General features: G+C 45.4%; 20 protein-coding genes and 1 riboswitch. Of the genes, 12 read left to right on the top strand and 8 right to left on the bottom strand.

The window, feature by feature from the left end; translation table 11 throughout:
• Window positions 1-2: 2 nt before the first annotated feature.
• Window positions 3-770: a creatininase family protein gene (locus G475_RS0100795; protein WP_035709738.1), complete on the top strand. Its 768-nt coding sequence runs from the start codon at window positions 3-5 to the stop codon at window positions 768-770.
• A 119-nt stretch (window positions 771-889) separates the two neighbouring features.
• Window positions 890-2,059 (top strand): pyridoxal phosphate-dependent aminotransferase, encoded by a 1,170-nt coding sequence (locus G475_RS0100790; RefSeq protein ID WP_035709735.1) that lies wholly within the window; start codon window positions 890-892, stop codon window positions 2,057-2,059.
• Between the two features lie 67 nt (window positions 2,060-2,126).
• Here G475_RS0100790 and G475_RS0100785 read toward each other — a convergent pair whose 3' ends face one another.
• From G475_RS0100785 to tenA, 4 genes are read right to left on the bottom strand one after another with little or no spacing between them, the layout of a single operon-like run.
• Window positions 2,127-2,897: an energy-coupling factor transporter transmembrane component T family protein gene (locus G475_RS0100785; protein ID WP_026699626.1), complete on the bottom strand. Its 771-nt coding sequence runs from the start codon at window positions 2,895-2,897 to the stop codon at window positions 2,127-2,129.
• Entirely contained in the window at window positions 2,891-4,567 is a 1,677-nt protein-coding gene (locus G475_RS23900; protein WP_051302012.1) for an ABC transporter ATP-binding protein, read from the bottom strand. The genes G475_RS0100785 and G475_RS23900 overlap by 7 nt, the downstream gene beginning before the upstream one ends.
• A complete protein-coding gene (locus tag G475_RS0100775) occupies window positions 4,564-5,163 on the bottom strand; it encodes an ECF transporter S component (RefSeq protein ID WP_051302011.1) in 600 nt (199 codons plus the stop codon). The genes G475_RS23900 and G475_RS0100775 overlap by 4 nt, the downstream gene beginning before the upstream one ends.
• The gene (gene tenA / locus G475_RS0100770; protein WP_026699624.1) at window positions 5,160-5,858 is read right to left on the bottom strand and encodes a thiaminase II; all 699 of its coding nucleotides are present in this window, start codon (window positions 5,856-5,858) and stop codon (window positions 5,160-5,162) included. Before tenA ends, G475_RS0100775 begins: the two co-directional genes overlap by 4 nt.
• 129 nt (window positions 5,859-5,987) lie before the next feature.
• Window positions 5,988-6,098: riboswitch (TPP riboswitch) on the bottom strand.
• Between the two features lie 463 nt (window positions 6,099-6,561).
• Between tenA and G475_RS0100760 the strand changes: the two genes are divergently transcribed.
• The 7 genes from G475_RS0100760 (at window position 6,562) to G475_RS0100730 (ending at window position 14,109) form a co-directional block, all read left to right on the top strand.
• Window positions 6,562-7,887, top strand: coding sequence for an ABC transporter substrate-binding protein (locus G475_RS0100760; protein ID WP_026699622.1), 1,326 nt, complete (start codon window positions 6,562-6,564; stop codon window positions 7,885-7,887).
• Between the two features lie 72 nt (window positions 7,888-7,959).
• The gene (locus G475_RS0100755; protein ID WP_026699621.1) at window positions 7,960-8,826 is read left to right on the top strand and encodes a carbohydrate ABC transporter permease; all 867 of its coding nucleotides are present in this window, start codon (window positions 7,960-7,962) and stop codon (window positions 8,824-8,826) included.
• Window positions 8,823-9,728 (top strand): carbohydrate ABC transporter permease, encoded by a 906-nt coding sequence (locus G475_RS0100750; RefSeq protein WP_084413928.1) that lies wholly within the window; start codon window positions 8,823-8,825, stop codon window positions 9,726-9,728. The genes G475_RS0100755 and G475_RS0100750 overlap by 4 nt, the downstream gene beginning before the upstream one ends.
• 20 nt (window positions 9,729-9,748) lie before the next feature.
• Entirely contained in the window at window positions 9,749-10,573 is an 825-nt protein-coding gene (locus G475_RS0100745) for a sugar phosphate isomerase/epimerase family protein (protein WP_026699619.1), read from the top strand.
• Window positions 10,573-11,613, top strand: coding sequence for a Gfo/Idh/MocA family protein (locus G475_RS23895; RefSeq protein ID WP_051302008.1), 1,041 nt, complete (start codon window positions 10,573-10,575; stop codon window positions 11,611-11,613). The genes G475_RS0100745 and G475_RS23895 overlap by 1 nt, the downstream gene beginning before the upstream one ends.
• Before the next feature lie 177 nt (window positions 11,614-11,790).
• Complete coding sequence (locus G475_RS0100735) at window positions 11,791-12,702, top strand: AraC family transcriptional regulator (RefSeq protein WP_051302006.1); 912 nt, start codon at window positions 11,791-11,793, stop codon at window positions 12,700-12,702.
• A 24-nt stretch (window positions 12,703-12,726) separates the two neighbouring features.
• Window positions 12,727-14,109 (top strand): sulfatase family protein, encoded by a 1,383-nt coding sequence (locus G475_RS0100730; RefSeq protein WP_026699617.1) that lies wholly within the window; start codon window positions 12,727-12,729, stop codon window positions 14,107-14,109.
• 51 nt (window positions 14,110-14,160) lie between these two features.
• On the opposite strand, the gene G475_RS23890 is transcribed toward G475_RS0100730, so the two are convergent.
• On the bottom strand, window positions 14,161-15,561 hold the full coding sequence (locus tag G475_RS23890; RefSeq protein WP_051302005.1) for a sulfatase family protein: 1,401 nt from the start codon (window positions 15,559-15,561) through the stop codon (window positions 14,161-14,163).
• A gap of 66 nt (window positions 15,562-15,627) precedes the next feature.
• Window positions 15,628-16,278 carry a YesL family protein gene (locus tag G475_RS0100720; RefSeq protein WP_026699616.1) on the bottom strand — a complete coding sequence of 217 codons (651 nt, stop codon included), beginning with the start codon at window positions 16,276-16,278 and terminating at the stop codon, window positions 15,628-15,630.
• 204 nt (window positions 16,279-16,482) lie between these two features.
• Between G475_RS0100720 and G475_RS0100715 the strand changes: the two genes are divergently transcribed.
• The gene (locus G475_RS0100715) at window positions 16,483-16,728 is read left to right on the top strand and encodes a hypothetical protein (protein WP_026699615.1); all 246 of its coding nucleotides are present in this window, start codon (window positions 16,483-16,485) and stop codon (window positions 16,726-16,728) included.
• 42 nt (window positions 16,729-16,770) lie between these two features.
• On the opposite strand, the gene G475_RS0100710 is transcribed toward G475_RS0100715, so the two are convergent.
• Window positions 16,771-18,708, bottom strand: coding sequence for a tetratricopeptide repeat protein (locus G475_RS0100710; protein WP_026699614.1), 1,938 nt, complete (start codon window positions 18,706-18,708; stop codon window positions 16,771-16,773).
• Between the two features lie 400 nt (window positions 18,709-19,108).
• Between G475_RS0100710 and aroD the strand changes: the two genes are divergently transcribed.
• Complete coding sequence (gene aroD / locus G475_RS0100705) at window positions 19,109-19,867, top strand: type I 3-dehydroquinate dehydratase (protein ID WP_051302003.1); 759 nt, start codon at window positions 19,109-19,111, stop codon at window positions 19,865-19,867.
• Between the two features lie 23 nt (window positions 19,868-19,890).
• Window positions 19,891-20,469, top strand: coding sequence for a shikimate kinase (locus G475_RS0100700; protein ID WP_026699612.1), 579 nt, complete (start codon window positions 19,891-19,893; stop codon window positions 20,467-20,469).
• Window positions 20,470-20,507: 38 nt separating this feature from the next.
• Here G475_RS0100700 and G475_RS0100695 read toward each other — a convergent pair whose 3' ends face one another.
• The gene (locus G475_RS0100695) at window positions 20,508-21,221 is read right to left on the bottom strand and encodes an AAA family ATPase (RefSeq protein WP_026699611.1); all 714 of its coding nucleotides are present in this window, start codon (window positions 21,219-21,221) and stop codon (window positions 20,508-20,510) included.
• Between the last annotated feature and the right edge of the window lie 30 nt (window positions 21,222-21,251).

Here is a 21,251-nt window from a genome sequence, read left to right as displayed (position 1 = left end):
TAATGAGCCGAAAACAAGTAAATCTAGAATGGATGAGCACCGATGAATTTACAATAATAAAAGATAAAGTAAAAGTGGCCATTATTCCTGTTGGGTCAAATGAACAACACAGTACCAACACGACGTTAAATACAGATACGGTTTTAGCAGAACGAGTCGCCGAACGAGTTGCCCTACAGTTGAATGGAAAAGGAATAGTTCTCCCCAGCCTATCGGTTGGGGTTTCGTATCATCATATGGCATGGGCAGGGACAATGACAATATCACCTCAGACGATGCAGGCGATGTTAATAGACTATGTTCACAGTATGAAAGTGCATGGAATAGAGTATTTTGTGTTTTTGAATGGACATGGAGGAAATCAAGCTGCTCTTACATCTATTTCGCATTATCTTCGGTATGAAGAAAAAGTTAGCATTCTCAATTGTTTTTATTGGAACGCAGCTGAAAATGAAATAGCACAAGAATCTGAGACAGAACGTTATGGACATGCTTGTGAAATAGAAACATCGTTTGCCATGTATTTAGCACCAGAGATAGTGAGAAACAACAAACTGCACCCTGGGAAAATAAAACAATTCCCTGTGCACGGAACTGCAATTAACAAACCAAATCAAGTAGAACTCCCATATCATTTTCATGAACTAACGGCGGATGGTTCATTTGGCGATGCTACTCTGTCAAGCAAGGAAAAGGGAGAAAAACTTATTACTTTAATCATCAATCGGTTGACTAATACTGTGGAAAGCTTTATTGCTTATCACCCATAACATAGAAAGGAGGTAGAGAAGATTTTTAACATTTTGGCTGACCAAGTCGACATGCAATTTATTTCGAGGAAAAGCTGTGTTCTGTCTTAAATATTTGAAAAAGAGAAGGGGGAGGGCCTATGAAAAAATCTCTTTCTGTTTTGACTAAAAGCATTCCCAGATCAGGCATTAGAGAAATAATGTCGTTAAGCTCTGGAATGGAAGGGGTCATACATTTGGAAGTTGGGGAGCCGGGAACAGATATACCTCCCCATGTACGTGAAGCAGCAAAGCAGGCAATTAATGATGGGTATTCTTATTATTCTCCAAACGCGGGCTTACCTACTTTAAGAGAGGCTGTATCAAGGCATCTGGAAACATACAACATATCTGCCGGTAATGATGAAATTATCATAACTCCCGGAGCTGTAACGGGTCTTGCCTTAGCTCTGAAGAGCATAGTGGACAGCGGAGAGGAAGTTCTAATACCGGATCCGGGATGGCCGAACTATGAACAAATGATTCTTTCTCAGGGGGCGGTTATTATTCGTTACCCTATACGAGCGTCCAATCAATTTATACCAGATATTGGAGAAATAAAAGAACGAATTACAGAGAGAACAAAAGCATTGATTATCAACTCTCCTTCAAATCCTGCAGGGAGTGTATTAGAAAAGGAAAAGCTTAAGGAAATCGTGGCGTTGGCAGAGAGATATGGAATATACATTATCTCTGATGAAGTATATGATGGAATAATTTTTGACAAAAAGCATGTTTCTCCGAGTTCTATCGATACGACTGGAAAAGTGGTCAGCATTTTCAGCTTCTCCAAAAATTACGCCATGACTGGATGGCGCCTGGGGTATACGGTCGCATCAAAAGATATAACAGCACTCATTAGCAAAATGATGGAACCGACAGTGTCATGCGCCAGCTCGATCACTCAAAAAGCTGGAGAGGCAGCATTGGGCGGCCCGCAAGACTTCGTAAGGGAGATGCGGACGACTTATAAAAGGCGGCGGGATCTGGCATCAACCTTTTTAAAAAGGCAGGCTGGTATCGCCCATGAGGTTCCACATGGATCGTTTTATATGCTCGTAAATATGAAAAATAAAGAAATTGATGGAGAAAGTTTAGCAAAACATTTATTGAAGACAAAAAAGGTAGCAGTAGCTCCAGGCTCCACATTCGGAAAAACAATACCGGGATTTGTCCGCCTGTCGCTTGCGGCTAAAGAGGAAGAGATAGAAACGGGTGTGAAGAGGTTGATTGATTACTATGACACCTATTGTAATAAAACAAAAAGGTAGTGGATAAAAAGAGCTGGATGTTTAGCCAGCTCTTTTTGTGGTGCCTGTCACCTGTCGAATAATCTTTTTATGAAACCAGCCATTGCGCTCTGACAATATAAACCACTACTAATAAAGTTAGAAATAACCCGATGAAACAGGCGTCATAACGGTTCCAGTGAATCCGCTGGTAAAAGGGGCGGCTGCGCCGGCCGTCAAAGCCTTTGGACTCCATGGCGATTGCGGTTCGTTCGGCTTTCCGGATGGCGCCGGCCATCAACGGGATAAAATACCGTTTGAACTGTTTCAATCCCCGTTTCTCCCCAAGGCCGCGGATCCGGTGAGCGGTCCGAATCTGCTGGAGTTCTTCCCGGAACATGGGAAGAAAACGGTAGGCCGCCATCATCCCATATCCGAACCGGGGAGGCAGCTTGCACTGCTGGATAAGGCTCAACATAAAACGGGTGGGATCTGTCGTCAGTACAAATAACAGCGACCAGGAGGCAAAAACAAGGGCACGCATGCCGAGAGAGATACCGGTGTACACATTTTCGAGCGCTACCGGCATACTCCCGATGGAAAATAATATGGTCTCTCCCCGTTCATCGGGAAACACGACCTGAATCCAAAGAAAACTGAAAGCAAAAACCAAAAAGGGTAGTAAAAGCAATCCTAAAAAACGGATTGAAACGCCGCCGAGTCCAATAATCAGAAGCACGGTCAGGCCAAACAAAAACAAAGGGGTCCATGGATCAAACACGGGCACCATCACGGCAATAATCATTAATACGCCGGCCAGTTTCAGGGAGGGGTTTACCTTTTGCAGGAATCGATTCTTCTTTTGATATTGTTCTAGCATGGGGCTTCCTGCCTTTCCAATGCGAACCGCCACTGCCGCAATTCGCGGGAAACCGGAGCCTGAACGGAAGCCCAATGCAGCATGGCTGTCTGCTCAAAAAAAGACGCTGTCCTGCCTTCATAGGCGATCGTACCTTGATCGAGCAGCAGTACGTTTTCGGTGTACTGATCAACGAGTTCCATATCATGGGTAATCATTAAAATGGTTTTACCCTGGCGGTGAAGTCGTTTTAAAATGTTCATCAGTGCATTGGTGTTTGCTTCATCCTGACCAAATGTCGGCTCATCCAGCACCAGCAGCTCCTGATCACTGGTGAGCATGGTGGCCACGGAGAGTCGGCGTTTCTGGCCCTGACTCAGCGAAAAAGGATTCGCCTTGCGCTTTTCCTGCAGCTGAAAGAGATCCAGCATTTCTTCCAGTTCTGTTTTCCACTCTTCTGGCCCCATTCCAGCCATCCGCCATCCATACGTCAGTTCTTCTTCGACCGTGTCCGTGATGAACTGATGCTCTGGATTCTGGAAGACAAACCCGGTCTGCTTCATGATGTCATCCGGCTGCCAGGTTTCCGACGGTTTTCCTTTTCGAAGAAGCGTCCCGTTGGAGGGGCTGTGAATTCCGGATATAATATGGGCCAGGGTGCTTTTGCCGGCCCCATTGGCACCGACAAGAGCCGCAAATTCCCCGGCCTGCAGGGTGAAGCAGACATCACGGAGCACCTGTTTTTTATCATAGAAAAACGAAAGACCGGAAGCTTCGAGTATAGGAATCGTGTCCATTGCCGGCCGGGCAGGGGTTTTATTTTCTATCCTTGTTTTTACGATGCCGTGCCGGCTGCATTCCGCTTCCCATTCCTTGAGGTTAAGCGGAAGCTGGTCCCAGGTGATTTTTCCTTCCGCTTCCCGTACCAGAGCTTCGCGGCAGATCTCCGGTACCCATACGCCCTGCTCTTCAAGGGCCGGAAGAGACCGACGAAATATTTCCCGGGGCGGCCCTTCTGCGAGAATGCCGCCCTCTTTTCGCAGCGCAATCACACGGTCGATCTCTTCCAAAATGCTCTCCATTTTATGCTCAATAAAAAGCAGAGTTTTATTTTGACGGTCCGCAATGTCGATCCATAACTGTAAAATATCTTCGGTACTCTGCGGGTCCAGGTTAGCGGTTGGTTCATCAAGAACATACGTATCCGAATCAAGGGCGAGCAGGCAGGCGATTGCTGCTTTCTGCTTTAATCCGCCGGATAGACTGCTTAACCGTTCCAAACGCCGTTGCTCTAGTCCGGTTATTTTAAGCACTTCTTTCAGTCTTTCCTCCATCTCCCCAACGGGAAGTCCGATATTTTCCATTCCGAAAATAATTTCATCTTCCACGGTTTCCATACAGAATTGGGTGTCAGGATCCTGAAATAAAATTCCGATATGACGGCATGCTTCAGCGATAGCCCAGTTTTCCGGAGCGGTCCCGTCTACTGAAACATTGCCTGTTTTCTCCGCTTCTATCGTTCTTGGGATTAACCCCTGCAGGGCAAGGGCAAGGGTGCTTTTGCCACTGCCGCTCGGCCCAAGGATCAGGATTTTCTCTCCTTTTCTGATGTCGAGATTTAATGGCGGAAGAGCAGGAATCTCTTCCATCGGGTACGTGACGCTGAGTTCTTTTGCTTGAATATAACTCATGATGCAGGCTCCTGCTTATTTCGTTGGTATTCCGATTTCCCAATGGCAAAGTTATGAAGGACGCCGGTGCGGGCGAGAGCAAAGGTTAAATAATGACTCGCCCATCCGGCAAGCAGGATGCCGCTCAACAGCATGGTTCCCAGCATCAGCCAGACTACAATTGAAGCATACTGGCTGTACCCGTACATGGCGAACTGCGTGACAAAGCTTGCGAATGTACCGGCCATCCCTGCGAGCATAAGCACAGGCATCTTAAAGCTGCGGTAACGAAACATCGCAAAAATAATCTCCGCTCCAAGCCCCTGCGTGACCCCGAGGATCAGCACAGAGCCGGCGTTGACGGAACCAACCATAACTTCGGTACCGGCTGCGATTAATTCAGCGAACAGGGCAGCTCCCGGTTTCTGAATGATGAGGGCACAGACAATAGGAGCCATAATCCAGAATCCAGCCATCAGCCCGCCTCCCACCGGGCCAAGCACCCCCGTCACCATCTGCCCGAGAAAAATCCAGATCAAATAGAGGACACCAAACACGGCAGAAATAAAAGCCATTACAACAATTTCACGGAGGTTCATGGTTCGTTTCTGCTTCATTTTTCCGCACGCTCCGGCTGTTTTCCTTCCGCAAACGGCCAGTCTTCTACTTTATAGGCCATATCAAAAAACATGTATTCCAGCTGGCAGCCATCAATGAAATGTTCTTCCCAGCGGTTTAATTCTTCTTCGGTCGCTGTTTCAGCCATCTGATCCAGTTTATCCAAATACTCCTGCATCCGTGGTTCTTCCTGTTTTCCGTAAAAGGAAATCCAGCCGTAGAACGGATGTGTTTCCTCCGGCGCAAATTCCTGAACGAGCCGCTCTCCTACATAAAGATAGATCCATGGGCACGGCAGGGTGGCCGCGATAATATCCCCAAGGTTTCCTTCATATGCCGTATGCAGCATGTGTTTGGCGTAATGCTGGGCCACGGGTGCGAGCGGATAGCCCTGCAGCTCATCATAACCGACGCCGGCCTGGTCGCATAAATTGTGATGCGGATGAATTTCGCTGTTTAAAATAAAGCCGATGCCGGTATGGAACATTTCCATATCTTCACGGGTGGTGCATTTGGCCATGCCGATCGCCCGGGCCTGAATCATGGCATTTAAGTACTCATAGTCCTGTTTCACGTAATGAATAAGCTGTTCCTTTTCCAAATGGCCTTTTCCGATCCCCTGAATGAAAGGATGATCATAGCAGGATGTGAACATGTGGTCTGCCTTTTGTCGTAATTTTTCTGAAAAACGCATAAATATCTTCCCCGCTTTCCTATGATTTTGATTACACAAAAAAGAGCCACTCCGGAAATGGAGCGGCTCTGTCATAGGAGATAATATGGATGAAAAGACGTTATACGCCTTTCTGTCCCAAAAAGACAGGTTTTGCCGGCTCCACTTCCCTTCGCTGGTACTAACCAGAGCAGGTTCAAAGGGACCAAGGAATTTAAGACATTCCTTATCTCAGCTGTGACAGCGCCCCTAGTGGACTTCCTTATGTAATTATTCATAATCTTATCATGTCATCCAGAAATAGTCAAAACAGCAGTAGAATTTAAAAGCCGGCGGAAAGGACATGGGATTATAAGAAGCACCTGTTTTTGGCTGAATCCGCTATAAAATCTGAAAGGGAAAGCAGCAGGCGGTTTTTCACTTTTGGAAAATTGTCCATAATGACCATGAATATCTTCCAGAAATATCATAATATTAAGATAAATACAGTGCTGCAGGACATGAAGTTTACGATGATTTACGCAGCTATAATATTAGAAAGATTCATTCCCGGTATTATCGTCAGAGAGCAGTTACCCAGCTGGAAGCAGTCTGAGCTCGTCCGGAAACGGTCGGGAGAACCAGAGAAACATCGTTCCAAGAGCATAACCCTGTAAACCTTAACACTCTTACTTTTGTAAGCGCTTAACTATAGGCGCATTTTTTAGATGAGGGGGAGGAAAAATTGAAAAAAGAGCTTATGGCCGTAACTTGTTCATGGTTGTTGGCAGGAAGTCTCGCGGGCTGTGGAGGAGACGGAGGAGGTGAAGCTTCGGGTAACGATGCTGGGGGAAGCAGTGGTAATGATTCTGTTACACTCTCCATGCTTGTTAGTGAAACGGCTAATTTAAATGGTATTGAAGCGGTGGCAGAGGCAGTGGAAGAAGAACACAACATCAGCGTAGAAATCGAACAGCGTCCTGGAGGACCAGAAGGGGAGAATGTGGTAAAAACCAGGCTGGCAACAGATGACATGTCTGATTTGGTGCTCTTCAATTCAGGTGCCCTGCTCCAAACGATCGACCCGCCGGAAAACTTTGTGGATCTAACAGACGAGCCTAATATGGACCGTGTTCATGACTCGTATAAAGAAACAGTAACAACAGACGGAAGAATATACGGCGTGCCTGCTAATTCAAGTCAAGTCGGCGCCTGGCTCTATAATAAAAAGGTGTACGACGAGCTTGATCTGGAGATTCCCAAGACATGGGACCAATTGATGGAAAACAATCAAATGATCAAAGACGCCGGAAAAACGGCTGTCATTGCTTCCTATAACGAAATCTGGACGGCCCAGCTTCCATTGCTTGCCGATTTTTATAATGTTCAGGCAGAAGAGCCGGAATTCGCTGAAAATTATACAGCCGGGGATGCCAAATTTGCAGACACGTCTGCCGCCCTGAGAGGTTTTGAAAAAATTTGGGAGCTGGGGGTGGAAGGAGAAAACTTTTTTAACGAAGATTTTAATGCCACTACCTATAATCAGGGAATGGAAATGCTTGCTACCGGAGAAGGGGTCCACTATCCAATGCTTTCCCAGGTCCTTCCGATTATGGAAGAAAACTATCCGGATGCAATCGGTGATATCGGTGTTTTTCCCCAGCCAAACGATACGGAAGATATCAATGGATTTACCGTTTGGATGCCGGATGCCCTGTTAATCAATAAAAATACAGAAAAAATGGAAGCTGCAAAACAATGGGTCGAGTTCTTCATTTCAAAAGAAGGCCTTGAAATCTATGCCGATGCGGCAAAAAGCATTGGTCCCTTTGTGGTAGATGGTATTCAGGTGCCTGACGATGCGTTCGAAGCGGTCAAGCAGATGCAGCCGTATTTTGACGAAGGCAGTACGGCCCCTGCTCTGGAATTTGTAAGCCCGATCAAAGGGGCGAATCTTCCACAGATTACATCAGAAGTCGGGGCCGGAATCCGGGAACCTCAAGAAGCAGCGGAAATGTATGATGATGATGCAGAAAAGCAGGCCAATCAGCTTGGGATCGATGGATGGTAAATAAGGGAGGAAGCCACAGCAGAAAAGGGAAAATAATTCTTTTCCCTTTTCCTCCCAAAAGGAGAGAGATTTATGAATACAATGAATAATAAAATGTATTCCTATTATTTCCTTTTGCCGGCCGCCATCATTTACTTTTTGTTTTTCCTTTTTCCAACCTTGATGTCTTTTTTCTACAGTTTTACATGGTGGACCTTGACCGACTGGGAATTTATAGGGTTTGAAAATTTCATTAACTTTTTTCAGGAACCTTCGCTGCGGATAGGGTTTCGGAACACGCTATTTTTTGCGGTCACCGCTACCACAGGAAAAGTAGTACTTGGGCTGTTGTTTGCCGTCTTTCTCTGTTCAAAGATTAGAAATCGGGGGCTTTTACGGTCTATTGTATTTTTCCCTGTTCTGATCAGTGCAATAGCGATAGGGATTGCCTTCAGCGTGATGATGCATCCGACAGACGGCATTATCAATTCCAATCTCGCAAAAATTGGACTCAATGGACCAAACTGGCTTGGAGAACCCAGTCTTGCGATTTTTTCGGTAGCATTTACAGATATCTGGCGGGGGGTGGGGATTGCAACTGTTATTTTCATTGCTGGGATTATGGCTATTCCGTGGGAATACCGGGAAGCGTTAAAGATTGACGGAGGCAGTTCATTTCAGGAATTCTGGCACATTACACTTCCCCTCTCCCGGCCTGCGATGAATACCGTTATTATTCTCGCGCTTATAGACGGACTTCGAAATTTTGATCTGGTTTGGGCCATGACCGGCGGCGGTCCAGGATTTAGTTCCGATGTGCTTGCCTCTATCATTTACAAGCAGTATGCCGGTGGGTTTTACGGACTCGCCACAGCAGGAAACGTTATCTTGTTTTTATTTATAGCATTGATCGCGTTTCCCGTCTTTAAATTTATTAACCGGAGAGAGGTGGATCTATGAGTGTCCATTACGAGAATAAGGAAGAGGTGCTCTCCGCCGGGGCTGCTCAAAAATCTGCTGTCCGGTTTTCTCAGAAAAAAACACCAAAAAAAATACTCGTTTCCGAAATTCTCGGCACCCTGGCTGCAGTGATTTTTTTCGGCGTCCCCTTCTATTTTGTGTTTATTAACTCATTGAAACCGGCTGAAGAAGCAGCTCAGATGAACTTGAGCTGGCCGAATTCTTTTCACATGCTGGAAAATTACAAAGAAGTGTTGACTATCAATGACGGCAGACTGCTGTTAGCTTTCTTCAACAGCACCATCATTACACTGTTTACGATATTGATTTTAATTATTATCTGTTCGATGGCAGCGTTTGTGTTAGCGCGGCGGGAGGGACTCTCTAAGAAGCTGAATTACCTGGTGCTGATTGGTTTAATGCTTCCGCCGGCTATTGTTCCTACTATTTCTGTTCTGCAAACCTTGGGGCTGTTCAAAACGATGCCCGGTATTGTCCTGCTCGAGGGTGCGCTCCGCTTCTCTTTTGCGTGTATCTTGTACCGTGCTTTTGTTGCAACGATTCCTAGAGAGCTTGATGAAGCAGCGTTAATAGACGGCTGCGGTCCATTACGGTTATTCTTTCAGATCATTTTTCCGTTACTGAAGCCGGTCACATCCACCATTATCGTATTGTCCTCTATTCAGGTGTATAACGATTTTGAAAATATGCTCTATTTTTTCCCGGGGGCAGACAATGCAACCGTTCAGTTAACCCTGTATAACTTCACGGGAATGTTTGGCACCTCGTATCATTACCTATTTGCCAATGTCATATTGATTTCGATTCCGCCGCTTATCTTGTTTATTTTCTTTAATAAGAAAATCGTAGCTGGAATGACGGCGGGAGCAGTCAAAGGCTGAAAAACAGAAAGGAGAAAGCTATGAAATTAGGGGTGAATTCCGTATTATTTGGCGGCTATGATTTAAAAACGGCGCTGGAATATATTAAATTCAGCGGGTACCAGGGAGTGGAGCTGGCTTCGATTGTCGGAATGGCTGAGCACTTGAGTGATACAGCGGAGGAGGCGGAACTTAAGGAGATTCGTCAGTGGGCAGAAGAAATGGAACTCGACCTTTATTGTGTTGAGGCCGCCACAGATATTTTAGTCCCGGAAAATCGGGAAAGAACAAAGAGAGTGTTTGACCGTGCTGCAAAACTCGGCATTCCAATGGTAACGACAGGAAGCGGCGGGAAATCTGATGATGAAAAACAGACAGAAGCCTCCCTCCGCGCGATAGAAGAATTGGCTCAGGCTGCAGGAGAAGCAGGAATTCAGTACGCGCTCAAGCTGCATTACGGGCAAAGTATTTACAACACCCGGACAGCGGAGCGCCTGCTCCAAGAGGTGAAGAACCCTGCGCTCGGCCTGAATTTTGATGCGACCCACGTTGGCCGTGTCGGGGATGATCCGGTGGCTGCCATTGAAGCCCTGCAGGATAACATCATCCATACTCACATCCGTGATACATTTTTAGAGCAGTTGAAAATTGCCGCTCCAGAACATCAGATTGCGGGCCGGGGCACGGTTCCGTTACAAGAAATAACAGAAAAAATGATGGATACAGGCTATTCAGGAGCAGTGGTACTGGAAATTATCGGAGCCGGGGAGTATGAGCTTCCTCAGGTCACAGCGATCGCCGGGGAAAGCCATGGATACTTGAGTCGGTTGTTTCAGGAAGCAAAAGAAAGAAAGGGTGTTCATTGATGGTGAAAACTGCAGTGGTTGGAGTCGGAAACATTGGAAAGATACATTGCCGGTATTACAGGGAAAATCCAGATGCAGAACTTACCGCTGTCTGTGATCTTATCGAAGACCAAGCGCAGGCTGCAGCCTCCCTTTATGACTGCAAGGCTTACACGGATATAGAGGAAATGCTCTCGCGGGAAGAAATCGATGTGATCAGTATTGCTGCAGCCGGGGAGGAAAATGGCGGAGATCATTTTGAACCTGCCATGGCAGCTATTGACGCAGGCAAGGATGTTCTGGTCGAAAAGCCGATTTCCAATAATATAGAACAGGCACGGGAAATGGTTCAGGCAGCTGCTGAAAAAAACGTCAGACTGGTAAGTAATTTGAACCACCGTTTTGTTCCCGCTGCATATAAAGGCAGGGAGCTGATTGGAGAGGGACGGCTGGGAGACCTCCTGTTTGTCAACATGAAGTTAACCATCCAAAATCCAAACGAATCGAGCCCATGGTTTCATCTCCGTGCTCTTCATCCCCATTCGATAGATGTCATCCGTTATTTTGCCGGAGATATTAAACGGGTTCAGGCTTTTATGACAAAAGCACCGGGACGTACCATCTGGTCAACCGCCTCTATTAATCTCGAATTTGCCTCAGGCGCTGTCGGCCATCTAACCGGGAGTTATGATATGGCCGGCCGTCACCCTATCGAATATTGTGAAGTAGCAGGAAATAAGGGCCGCTTTGTCATAGACAATGTATACGAGAATTTTACTTTTTATCCTCATGAAAGCGATGAACTGCTTGTCCTGAGAAACTCCATCATGACAGGAGTCGGAAGCTTTCAGGAAACCTTTAAAAATAGACTCTTTCATTTTATTCAGCAGGTAAAAGATGGAACCGATCCGGCGCAGATGGAAGCCTCAGGGGCAGATGCGTTAGCAGGACAGGAAGTTATTGAAGCAGCGATTCGTTCGCAGCGCGAAAACGGAGCTGTGATAGATGTTCCTGCTCCAACGACGAAAAGGGCGGAGGAACTGCCAACCGAACATCCCTGATTTTTCAATAGGATAGACAAAAGCCATCCAGGCAAAAGGTGATGCGGACCGAATGTTTTTCCTTATTAGATAAGAAAGTTTAAAAGGTTGGCGTTTTTGAGATCCAGCTTCAGCGTCCAGCCGCTTTTCTTCATTTGTATATCTCTTAAGTCCTGAAAAAGAAGGGCAGGGAATGAAGTGAAAATATTTTATAGTGAGTTTATGAAGGAAAAGAATTTTCCCTTCTGTATTAATCGAAAAATTCACACACAGGAAAACGTTCCACCACTCCACGCACACAATTTCATTGAACTGGTTTTTGTGGTAAAGGGGGAAGCCGATCACATTTTTGAAGGAGAAAGTTATACTGTCTGCGCCGGAGATGTCTTTATTATTAACCCTGGGGAGGTTCATACCTATAAGATAACGTCCAGCGCCTCGTTGGAAATTGTTAACTGCCTGTTTTTATCAACATTGATCGATGATATTTGGCTGCGGGAATTAGGGTTTTCCGAAGCCATGGACTATTTTTACATTCACCCATTTTTAAACAAAAAGGAGCGGTTTTATCACTGTTTAAATCTGCGCGGCGAGGAAGCAGAAGATATCTATGCTCAGTTTAAACGGATGATTGATGAGTATGAAGAGAAGAAGAAAGGCTACAGCACAGTCATACGATTTCAGCTCATGCAAATCCTGATTCAGCTCTCCAGAATTTATAGGAGGCAAGTAGAACCTCCCGCTAAGAAGCGGGAGCCTAACCCCGAAAGAAAAATGCTTGTCCAGCGGATCTGGGGTTACCTGGAGCGTCATTATGATCAGAAGGTGACCCTTTCCGGTCTGGCAGATCTTTTTAATATCAGCTCCAGACATTTAAACCGGATTTTCAAGGAAGCGACCGGCCAGACCGTTATTGAAGCGGTACATCAGATTCGCATTAAACGAGCCAGATACCTGCTGTCTCAAACGTCAGAAAAAATTATCTGGATCGCCATGGAAGTTGGCTATGAAGATCCAGCCTTTTTCACGAGGTTGTTTTCCCGCCAGCTTGGATGTTCCCCGGGAAAATACAGAAAGCTTAGTGACCCGGAAGCATTTATCAAACATTAAAAAGAAAACGGGAGGCTGAAAAAATTGAGCAGACCCAACGTCATTATTTTTGGAATAGATAGTTTAAGGCGGGATTATATGAGCAGCTATGGATATCACCATCAGACGACGCCGCATATTGATGCATTTGCGGAAGAAGGGGTGTTATTTGAACAGCATTTCAGCCCCAGTATTCCAACGACCCCGGCCTATGCGAATATGCTGTTAGGCGGGGACTGCTTTGATACCAACGTCGTTAGTCTCAGGCATAAGGGGCCCATTGGACAGGAACATTCAAAAACCCTGGCTGAAATACTGGGAGATCATGGATATCAGACCACCTGTGTCGGATTCACGAACAATCCCTCGTCCCGGGGGTTTCAGCACTATCTTGATTATGAAGCCTGGATGCCGGATGAAACAGGAAAATGCCCAAAAGCAGAACATTTAAATGAAGTCGCGATTCCGGAATTGAAAAGGCTCGCTGGAGAGGAACAGCCGTTTTTCTTATTCCTGCGTCACATGGATCCGCATTCCCCGTATCTCCCTCCTCGTCCGTTTGAACGAATGTTTTACGATAGAGATGAAAAAGATCCAAATAATTCGTCGATGGAACCAGTATACCAATTTAAGCCGCATGCCGATTTCTTTAAGTCATGGATGCCGGAAGGGGTAACAGACGAAGCGTACATTTCTGCCCAGTACGAAGGAGCTGTGGCTTATATGGACGCCTGTATAAAAAATATTTTTCAGACGGTAAAAGAGCTCGGCATTGAAGAAGAGACATTGGTTATTGTAACGTCTGACCACGGAGAAACCCTGTATGAACACGAATGTTATTTTGATCATCACGGGATGTATGATAATTGCCTGGTTGTTCCGCTTATCCTGAAGTTTCCCGGGAAGCTGCCGGAAGGAAAGCGGGTCTCCGATGTCTCGTTGATTGAAGATATTATGCCTACCGTTCTTGAACTGCTTGGGGTAAGCATGCCGCTGCAGGGAACGGGAAGGAGCCTGCTGCCATTTATTCACGACGAAGAAACCGAAAAAGTATCCGAGTTTTATATTACAGAATGTACATGGATGAGAAAGCACGGCTGGCGCACCCCGGAATGGAAGTTGATTCAGGCTCTGGAACCGGATTTTCACTTTAAACCGATGACAGAGTTATATAACCTGGTCAAAGACCCCCAGGAAAACCACAATCTTGTCGATGAAGAGCCGGAAGTAACGGCCCTGCTGAAGCAGCGAATGGAAGACCATATCAAGAAACGAGAAAGGGAAACCGCTCGTGAAAACCCGATGTACACCAACACGGATTATCATGGACTTGGTACAGGTCCATTTAAAACGTCCCAGGAAGCGTATGATAACCTCTATTTAGGTTCGATTCATAGAGCAAGAGCCTTACAGGCGAAAGATAAATAAATCAAAGAAAAAAGGAGTCCAGGGCAGGGATTACCTGGACTCCTTTTTAATTTAAACAGATTTCCGGGACTGGTCGGTTAATTTTTCACGGGATGGGTTTTGAAGCCATTCTTCCCACGTGATTCCGGCTGAATGAAGAATTTTTTCGATTCTTTTTCGAAAAGGGAGTCCCTCTTCCCGAAGTTGGACAGCCATTGGATCTTCCCGTCCTTTTAAATGATGGTTTACCCAGGAGGATAGGTCCTGGTCGAATTGATCAGCGTAACTGGGAGAAGTACCAGCAATGTTATGAGTTTCCGCCGGATCCTGTTCCAGATTATATAATTCACGGGGCGGCCGCTGAAACGGACCGCTGTCGTAGGTTCGGATGAATTTGTAATAAGGCGTTCGAATTCCCCGGGCCGCCTGCCAGGCGCATTCACTTAAAAAAATTTTGTCTCTTGTACCATCTGCTCTGCCTGTGATGGAAGGCCATAAACTGTATCCATCCAGGCAGTCTGTTTCAGGACAAGAGATGTTGTTTATTGTTTCGAGCAGGGTCGGCATCAAGTCTGTCTGCTGCACCAGCCCGTTTACTTTTTTTCCGGCAGGGATATAACCCGGCCATCTCATGATCAGAGGAACGTGAACGGTAGTGTCATACAGACCGCAGTGATCCCAATAAATGTCATGCTCCGTGAGACTTTCTCCATGATCTCCGAAAAGAATAAGCAGTGTTTCCTCTTTTATGCCAAGGTGGTCCAGCCATTCGTCTAATTCTTTTATTTTCTCATCCAAATAACGAACTTCTGCATCATATAAAGCATTAACATATTCGGCATCTGTGACATGGCCGATAAGATCAAAATGATGGTGTTTAAAAAAAGGATAGGCTGTATGATTATAGGCGGCTTTCATGCTCGTATAATGGGGATCAAAAGGATCTTTATTATCCATGTCATAAAAAGGTTCAATGTATTCTTTAGGTGGTAGATAAGGAGTATGAGGATCCCAGTAATGAAGAAATAGAAAAAAATCCTCCTCTTTATGATCGTGCAGCCACGGGAACGCCAGCTGATTTACCGTTTCTCCGTCAATCCAGCGCTGATTAGGGTGGGAGCTGTTAATGTAGTATTGAAACCCTCGGGCGAACCATTCTTTTAGTTGATACAGGTTGTCAACCGCCCCTGTGGTAAAGCCTGCCTGACGAAAGATGGAGGGCAGCCAGTCTTCTGTCCGTGGAAGCCAGGTCAGGGCGGAACCATGGGAAACAATTCCGGTGCGTATTCCGGTTTTTCCAGAGAAGATGGCAGTATGCACGGCTTCGGTCGGAATGTCTGTGGCATAAGCGTTTTTGAACAACGTGCCTTCAGAAGCAATTTGATCCAGATATGGAGTAGTTGGTTTGGAATATCCATAACTGCTCATTCTTGTAGTACGGAGTGAATCTATCGAGACCATGATGATTTTCAAAAAATAACCCCCTGGCATTGTATATTCCTAAACGGACGATAAGCATAGAAGACAGTGGAAACTTTTCTACTGCTGTGGTATTTTGCCCTGGGCCTGAAACTTTTGTTGTTTTCGTTCGATATTGGAAAAAGACATCAAAACAGAAAACATCAGCAAAAATGAAAAGCTGGCACCTCCCGTCAGTACAGCTAAGCCCGGAAACTGCAGGGAAAGAAAATAAAGAATAACAATACCTGCGGCCACCATAAGATTGGAAAATGGGGACACGATAGTAAGGGACAAGGACTGCACCAGGATGTTCAGAAGACTGCGGCTGCGTTCCTCCAGATAAACAGGAAGGGCATAAAGAGCAGTGAACCCATACATAACAATAATGAGGAGCCAAACCGAATAGAGCCCAAAAAACATACCGCCCTCCAGCTGCTGAATCAGCTGATAATAGACAGATAAGGCACCTCCTGTTGCGGCAAGGAGCCATCCGAGAAAATTGCTTTTCACGAAACTGGATTTGCAGCTCTTCCAGAAGGCAGGAAAAACAGCAAGATCCGTGCTTCCTTTCAGCCACTCCCGGATAACCGTAAGCATGGCGGCAGTTGCGGGAAAAAGACCAAGAAAAAAAAGGCCGGCCCCCGTAAATAACAGCCATAACACATTGACATAGACAAGCTTCAGTATCCATTCTGGTATTCGCAATAGGCCAAATCCAATCTGCTGCATCGTCCTCCTCCTTTCAAAGAATAAAGGGATTCTAATGGGGTAATCTTATCATAAGCTTTGAAGGAAATCCTTGCTGATACGGACAAATATGGGATATGCAGAAAGAAGAGAGAGCATTGGGAGTCAGATACAGAGAAGGGGTTCCTTATAATTTGGCAGAAGCGTGGCATCCTAATAGAAATTCTATTTCCCAGGAGGGATTATATGTCTACCAGATATTGTTGTCCAAAATGCAAAACGAACCGTTCAAGGTTTAATGTCGTGGAGCAGGTGCCGCACGCTGTCCGTCTCGATCCGCAGACCGGGGAAACGATAGAACGATTCGAGGCCTCCGAAAATCCAGGCCCGTTTCACACCCAATATAATGGCCCGGAGCGGAGAATACAGTGTGCCGCCTGCGGATTAATTGAAAATGAAACCATGTTTATTAAATTTGGGGAGCAGGCTTAAGATTTCCCTGCTCCCGTAATACCAGCTGTACTAAGAGGATTTTTAAATATGGTGGAGAACCTCCATCAGCTCTTCTTCCTCCTCCCAGAACCAGAACGCCTCGTCCAAAAATAGAACAGCTTCTTCCCTGCTGCCTGGAGAGTAAGCTTCGATTGGATCATCGGTTAATTCTATGGGGATCATTTCTGGAGAAAGCATGTATTCTAGGACATAGGGGTTGGCCTGATCGGCTTCACGCAGCAATTGTTCAATCTTTCGGGAGCGGCCATGTTTTTTGTATTCGATAAAGGCCCGGTGAAACAGCCAAAATGTACTTTCTTCCGGATAGTTGTTTAACAGCTGCTCTGCTTTTTGATACGCCTTCCTATGCAAATATTGGGGAAGAAGCATATAACGGACGCCCTGGTTGTCATCTGGATTCAGTTCAAGCATTTCTTCGTAAACAGAAATAGCTTTTTCTGCATCCCACCATTCGAGCTGAAATCCATATTGATACATCGCCCGCATAAATGGGCGGGTTTCAATCAATGCCCAGAAATCTCCTTTGTTTTCGTGGAAAAAAGAATCCCCCAGTTCCCGGCGCCCTGCTTCTACGGCCTGCCGGGCATACACCAATGTATCTTCAGGATCCTCAGAGCGTTCCATCAGCTGTAAATAGACATCCGTCTGAGCTTTGTTTTGATGAAGGTTTTCCTGGAGCAATTCCTGCCTGCGATGGGGATCGGGTTCCAACATGGCATCATACAGACGCAGCTGCTGTTGATCTTCCTCGCTCCACTGTTCAACAGCCGCATTATCGAGCTGGAATGTCTGTTGAAAGGAGTGGATTTCTTCGGCAGTAGATAAGCCAAGACGTTCTATTTCTTTTGTGATAATAAACATCATCCGTTCCATTTCAATATTTATGTTAGTGGAGGACGGGCCTGGATCATGACTCCCGTTTAGATCAGCAAGCACCTTGTCCATTTCGAGCGACCTGGCCGAAATCGTGCCGGGAGCTACTCCGTATTTTTCTCCGATCTTTTTTTGGGTGACGCCGGGTAACTGATAGATGTCTTTGCACAGGTAGTAATCAAGGGCAGCGGCATAGGCAGCGGGCTTTTTGATAATCGGAGCTGCCGCGTTGGCATAAGCTGTCCATAATTTTTCTCCATACTCCACGCCTCCCCGTGCCTGTAAGGTATTGTCCGCCTTCTCATTGAAAACCGACAGAACCTGTTGTTCTTCCGGTGTTAAATCAGTTTCTGTGTCCGGCACGGGGGAGGGAGAGTTGTCCTGCACGGGCAGTATGATGGATAAAAATTCATGGATCATGGAAATAAAAGGTTCTTCCCTCGGTCTCCGGTTTTGGGCGGTTTGTATAAGGTCTTTCATAACGGACTGATATCGATGGAATGTTTCACTGTCGTCCGCTGTGGCAGTGACGAAAGGTACACCAAACATGTACCATTGATCCTGTACGGGGACAAGACAAATAAAACTAATCTCTTTATCATATTCTTCATAGGAACCTGCCGGTAGTTTCACATCATAGGAATCTCTGTTTTGTAAATCTGTGGCAGTGGCGGTCCATTCGTTTTTTTCTTCCAGCGCAAATAACGAAAAGACTGCTTCCTCTTTCCACTTTTCCAATAGGCGTTGTTCTCTTGCATTCCACGAAGAAGCTTGAAGGATTCTATCAATGCTCCCATATTTCTCTTGATTGTTCTTCTCAAACAACCAGTAGGCCGCTGTTAAAATAGAAAGGACATTGAGTTCCTCATCGGAAAGGGATTCGAATACGTCCCCGCTGTACAGGTCCGCCATGTAATCTTCGAACTCCTGGATGTAATGAGTCAGCGCATAGTGATATGTCCGTTGCATAAAATCATTAATCTGCCCCGGTGTATACGTAATGGGCGTAATTTTATTATTTCCACAGCATTTTTTGTATTTTTTGCCGCTGCCGCACGGGCATGGTTCATTTCGTCCTATCTGCATCAGAACACCTCCCTTTTTACCTTTACTTTAACATACTGGCAAGGAATTAGATGTTTCAAGGGCGTTTGGGCTGATATAAGTTTTTTTTCTCCCGGCTAGAAATCTTTGGGCTCAAGTCATGGGAGGCTGCGGATAGAAAAATATCGTTTACTTATAATGTGTTTGAGATACGCACCGGTAAATTGAAGACATAGAACGAAAGACCCTTTTTCAAAAAATAAATAGAAGCATGAGGGTATACAGTGATGCTTAAATGAAAAGCTGTTAAGATAAGAGAAGCAGGATTCTACATGGAATCAACCGAAATGTGAAGATGCTTTAACTGTAAAATGGATGAGAAATGAAGCCGGCAGGTTCCGTTGAATGAACGGAGCACCTGCCAATATAAAAGGAGTTATATATGAAAAATAAAACGATTCAGGCAGGAAATTGTACCCTTCATAGCCAGCAGCCGGCTGTGTGTTCCCCCCTCATTGGTACCAGACAGACAGATTTGTTAAAGGAAGCAGACGCTCTCCTCATAAAAAAACCGGACGTTATAGAATGGAGGGCAGATTTTTTTCAGGATATTGCAGCCGCGGATATAGTTTTAGAAACAGCCTATCATTTAAAAGAGAAGCGGGGGGGCGCTCCATTAATATTCACGATACGTTCAAAAAAAGAAGGCGGCAATCATAGTTCTATCAGTGAAAATGAAAAAATATCGCTGTTCAAAAAACTAAGTGCCGAAAAACTGGTCGATTTGATAGACTATGAGGTAGATAATGATCCGGCGGCCATCAAAGAATTACAATCTATCTGTCGGAATGACAACGTTAAGTTAATTCTTTCCCACCACCAATTTAGCGTGACTCCTTCCCAGCAGGAAATGCTGGATACGCTGAAAAAAACGGAATCGTATGGAGCGGATATCGGTAAATTAGCCGTTATGCCGAAAAACATGGAAGATGTGTTATCTTTACTGCAATTGACCCGGGTGGCGGACGAGAGTCTGAACATTCCAATAATCACCATGTCGATGGGGAAAGATGGAGCTTTAACCAGGCTGGCAGGGTGGAAATTCGGCTCTCTTTTAACATTTGCAGTCGGAAGTGGGAGCTCGGCTCCCGGTCAGGTCCCTATAGAAGTAGTACGAGAAATTGAGCAATACTTAAATTAACGGGAAATAGAAAGAGGAGAAAAATGGGAAAACTACCAGCATTGAAAGAAAGAAATATTGCCCTTATTGGATTTATGGGTTCCGGAAAATCTACAATCGGAGAACTTCTTGCCAAAAAAATATATAGAGATTTTATTGATGTAGATGACTATATTGAAGAACATTATCAGAAAAGTATTCCTGATATATTTCGTGAAAAAGGGGAGGCGGGGTTTCGGGAGATTGAAAAAGAGACAACAATTGCTCTTTGTGAAAAAGAACGTCTGAAAATACTGGCGCTCGGCGGCGGTGCCTATACTCAGCCGGAAATAAGGGAAGCGTGTATGAAGTATTGTATAGTGATTTTACTGGAGCTAAGCTGGGATGCCTGGAAGCAACGTTTAAGCTTGATTATCGATGATCGGCCGGTGCTTCAGAACAAGACAATGGAAGAAATAGAAGAGCTTTTTTATGAAAGAAAACAGGCATATGCGCTTCACACTTTACAAATAAAAACGGATGAAAAACAGGAAGAAGAAATAGCGGATGAGATTGTACGTCTGCTGAAGCTTGGATGGGACTGGTACCCATCTTATATGCCGGACGAAGAGAGCACTCTTTAAAAAAAGAGGCTCTTTTTTTATAGGAGGAATATCGCCCGTCAGTCTTCTAATATCTGTTTCAAAAACTTTTCCCTATGCTGTAAAAAATAGCTCGTTATTTGATAGTGATCTGTTTCCTCATACTCTATTTCCCGGATGGGACCATCATCAAAGCTGAGGATCGACCCATGCGGATACCCTAATAGGATTGGCGAATGGGTAGCGATAATAAATTGACTGTCCCCGGCAGTCTCTAAATCATGGAGGATTTTTAAAAAGGACAACTGGCGCCCGGGGGATAAAGCGGCCTCCGGTTCATCCAATAAATAGATCGCTTTTCGATGGAAGCGGTTTAAAAAAAGGGATAAAAATGATTCTCCGTGCGACTGTTCGTGTAAAGAGCGGCCGCCGTAGGCTTCATGGGCGCCAACCGTATCAATGTGGGACGCAAAGTTGTAAAAAGATTCGGCCCGCAGAAAAAATCCATTCGTTACTTTCGGAAGCCAGGAAAGCCGGATATAATCCCCAAGAGCGGATTCAGAAGCATGGACATCATAATAGTTGTTCCGTCCTCCCCCTGCCGTATTAAATCCGCATTTGTCAGCAACCGCTTCAAGCAGCGTGGATTTACCTGAACCATTTTCTCCGACAAAAAAGGTGACATTGCTTTTTAGATCCAGCCGGTGAAGATCCTTAATAGAGGGAATAGAAAAAGGATACCTATCTAAAGCTGGAATATGTTCCCGTTTTAATTCAATCCGTTTTAAAAACATGCTGACCTCCATCGTTATAAATTATTAAGG

This window comes from Salibacterium aidingense DSM 18341, assembly GCF_000429685.1.
In the GTDB taxonomy this organism is placed as follows: Bacteria; Bacillota; Bacilli; order Bacillales; family Marinococcaceae; genus Salibacterium; species Salibacterium aidingense.
Note: the sequence above shows the minus strand (reverse complement) of the source record. Positions and strands in the feature narration are given on the sequence as shown.

What these genes read in the sequence shown, in the direction of transcription:
- G475_RS0100695 (WP_026699611.1), bottom strand. Translation starts at nt 21,221, where the DNA reads ATGTTTTTAAAACGGATTGAATTAAAACGGGAACATATTCCAGCTTTA.
- G475_RS0100710 (WP_026699614.1), bottom strand. Translation starts at nt 18,708, where the DNA reads ATGCAGATAGGACGAAATGAACCATGCCCGTGCGGCAGCGGCAAAAAA.
- G475_RS23895 (WP_051302008.1), top strand. Translation starts at nt 10,573, where the DNA reads ATGGTGAAAACTGCAGTGGTTGGAGTCGGAAACATTGGAAAGATACAT.
- tenA (WP_026699624.1), bottom strand. Translation starts at nt 5,858, where the DNA reads ATGCGTTTTTCAGAAAAATTACGACAAAAGGCAGACCACATGTTCACA.
- G475_RS0100775 (WP_051302011.1), bottom strand. Translation starts at nt 5,163, where the DNA reads ATGAAGCAGAAACGAACCATGAACCTCCGTGAAATTGTTGTAATGGCT.
- G475_RS0100790 (WP_035709735.1), top strand. Translation starts at nt 890, where the DNA reads ATGAAAAAATCTCTTTCTGTTTTGACTAAAAGCATTCCCAGATCAGGC.
- G475_RS0100755 (WP_026699621.1), top strand. Translation starts at nt 7,960, where the DNA reads ATGAATACAATGAATAATAAAATGTATTCCTATTATTTCCTTTTGCCG.
- G475_RS0100750 (WP_084413928.1), top strand. Translation starts at nt 8,823, where the DNA reads ATGAGTGTCCATTACGAGAATAAGGAAGAGGTGCTCTCCGCCGGGGCT.
- aroD (WP_051302003.1), top strand. Translation starts at nt 19,109, where the DNA reads ATGAAAAATAAAACGATTCAGGCAGGAAATTGTACCCTTCATAGCCAG.
- G475_RS0100795 (WP_035709738.1), top strand. Translation starts at nt 3, where the DNA reads ATGAGCCGAAAACAAGTAAATCTAGAATGGATGAGCACCGATGAATTT.
- G475_RS0100715 (WP_026699615.1), top strand. Translation starts at nt 16,483, where the DNA reads ATGTCTACCAGATATTGTTGTCCAAAATGCAAAACGAACCGTTCAAGG.
- G475_RS23900 (WP_051302012.1), bottom strand. Translation starts at nt 4,567, where the DNA reads ATGAGTTATATTCAAGCAAAAGAACTCAGCGTCACGTACCCGATGGAA.
- G475_RS0100720 (WP_026699616.1), bottom strand. Translation starts at nt 16,278, where the DNA reads ATGCAGCAGATTGGATTTGGCCTATTGCGAATACCAGAATGGATACTG.
- G475_RS0100785 (WP_026699626.1), bottom strand. Translation starts at nt 2,897, where the DNA reads ATGCTAGAACAATATCAAAAGAAGAATCGATTCCTGCAAAAGGTAAAC.
- G475_RS0100745 (WP_026699619.1), top strand. Translation starts at nt 9,749, where the DNA reads ATGAAATTAGGGGTGAATTCCGTATTATTTGGCGGCTATGATTTAAAA.
- G475_RS0100700 (WP_026699612.1), top strand. Translation starts at nt 19,891, where the DNA reads ATGGGAAAACTACCAGCATTGAAAGAAAGAAATATTGCCCTTATTGGA.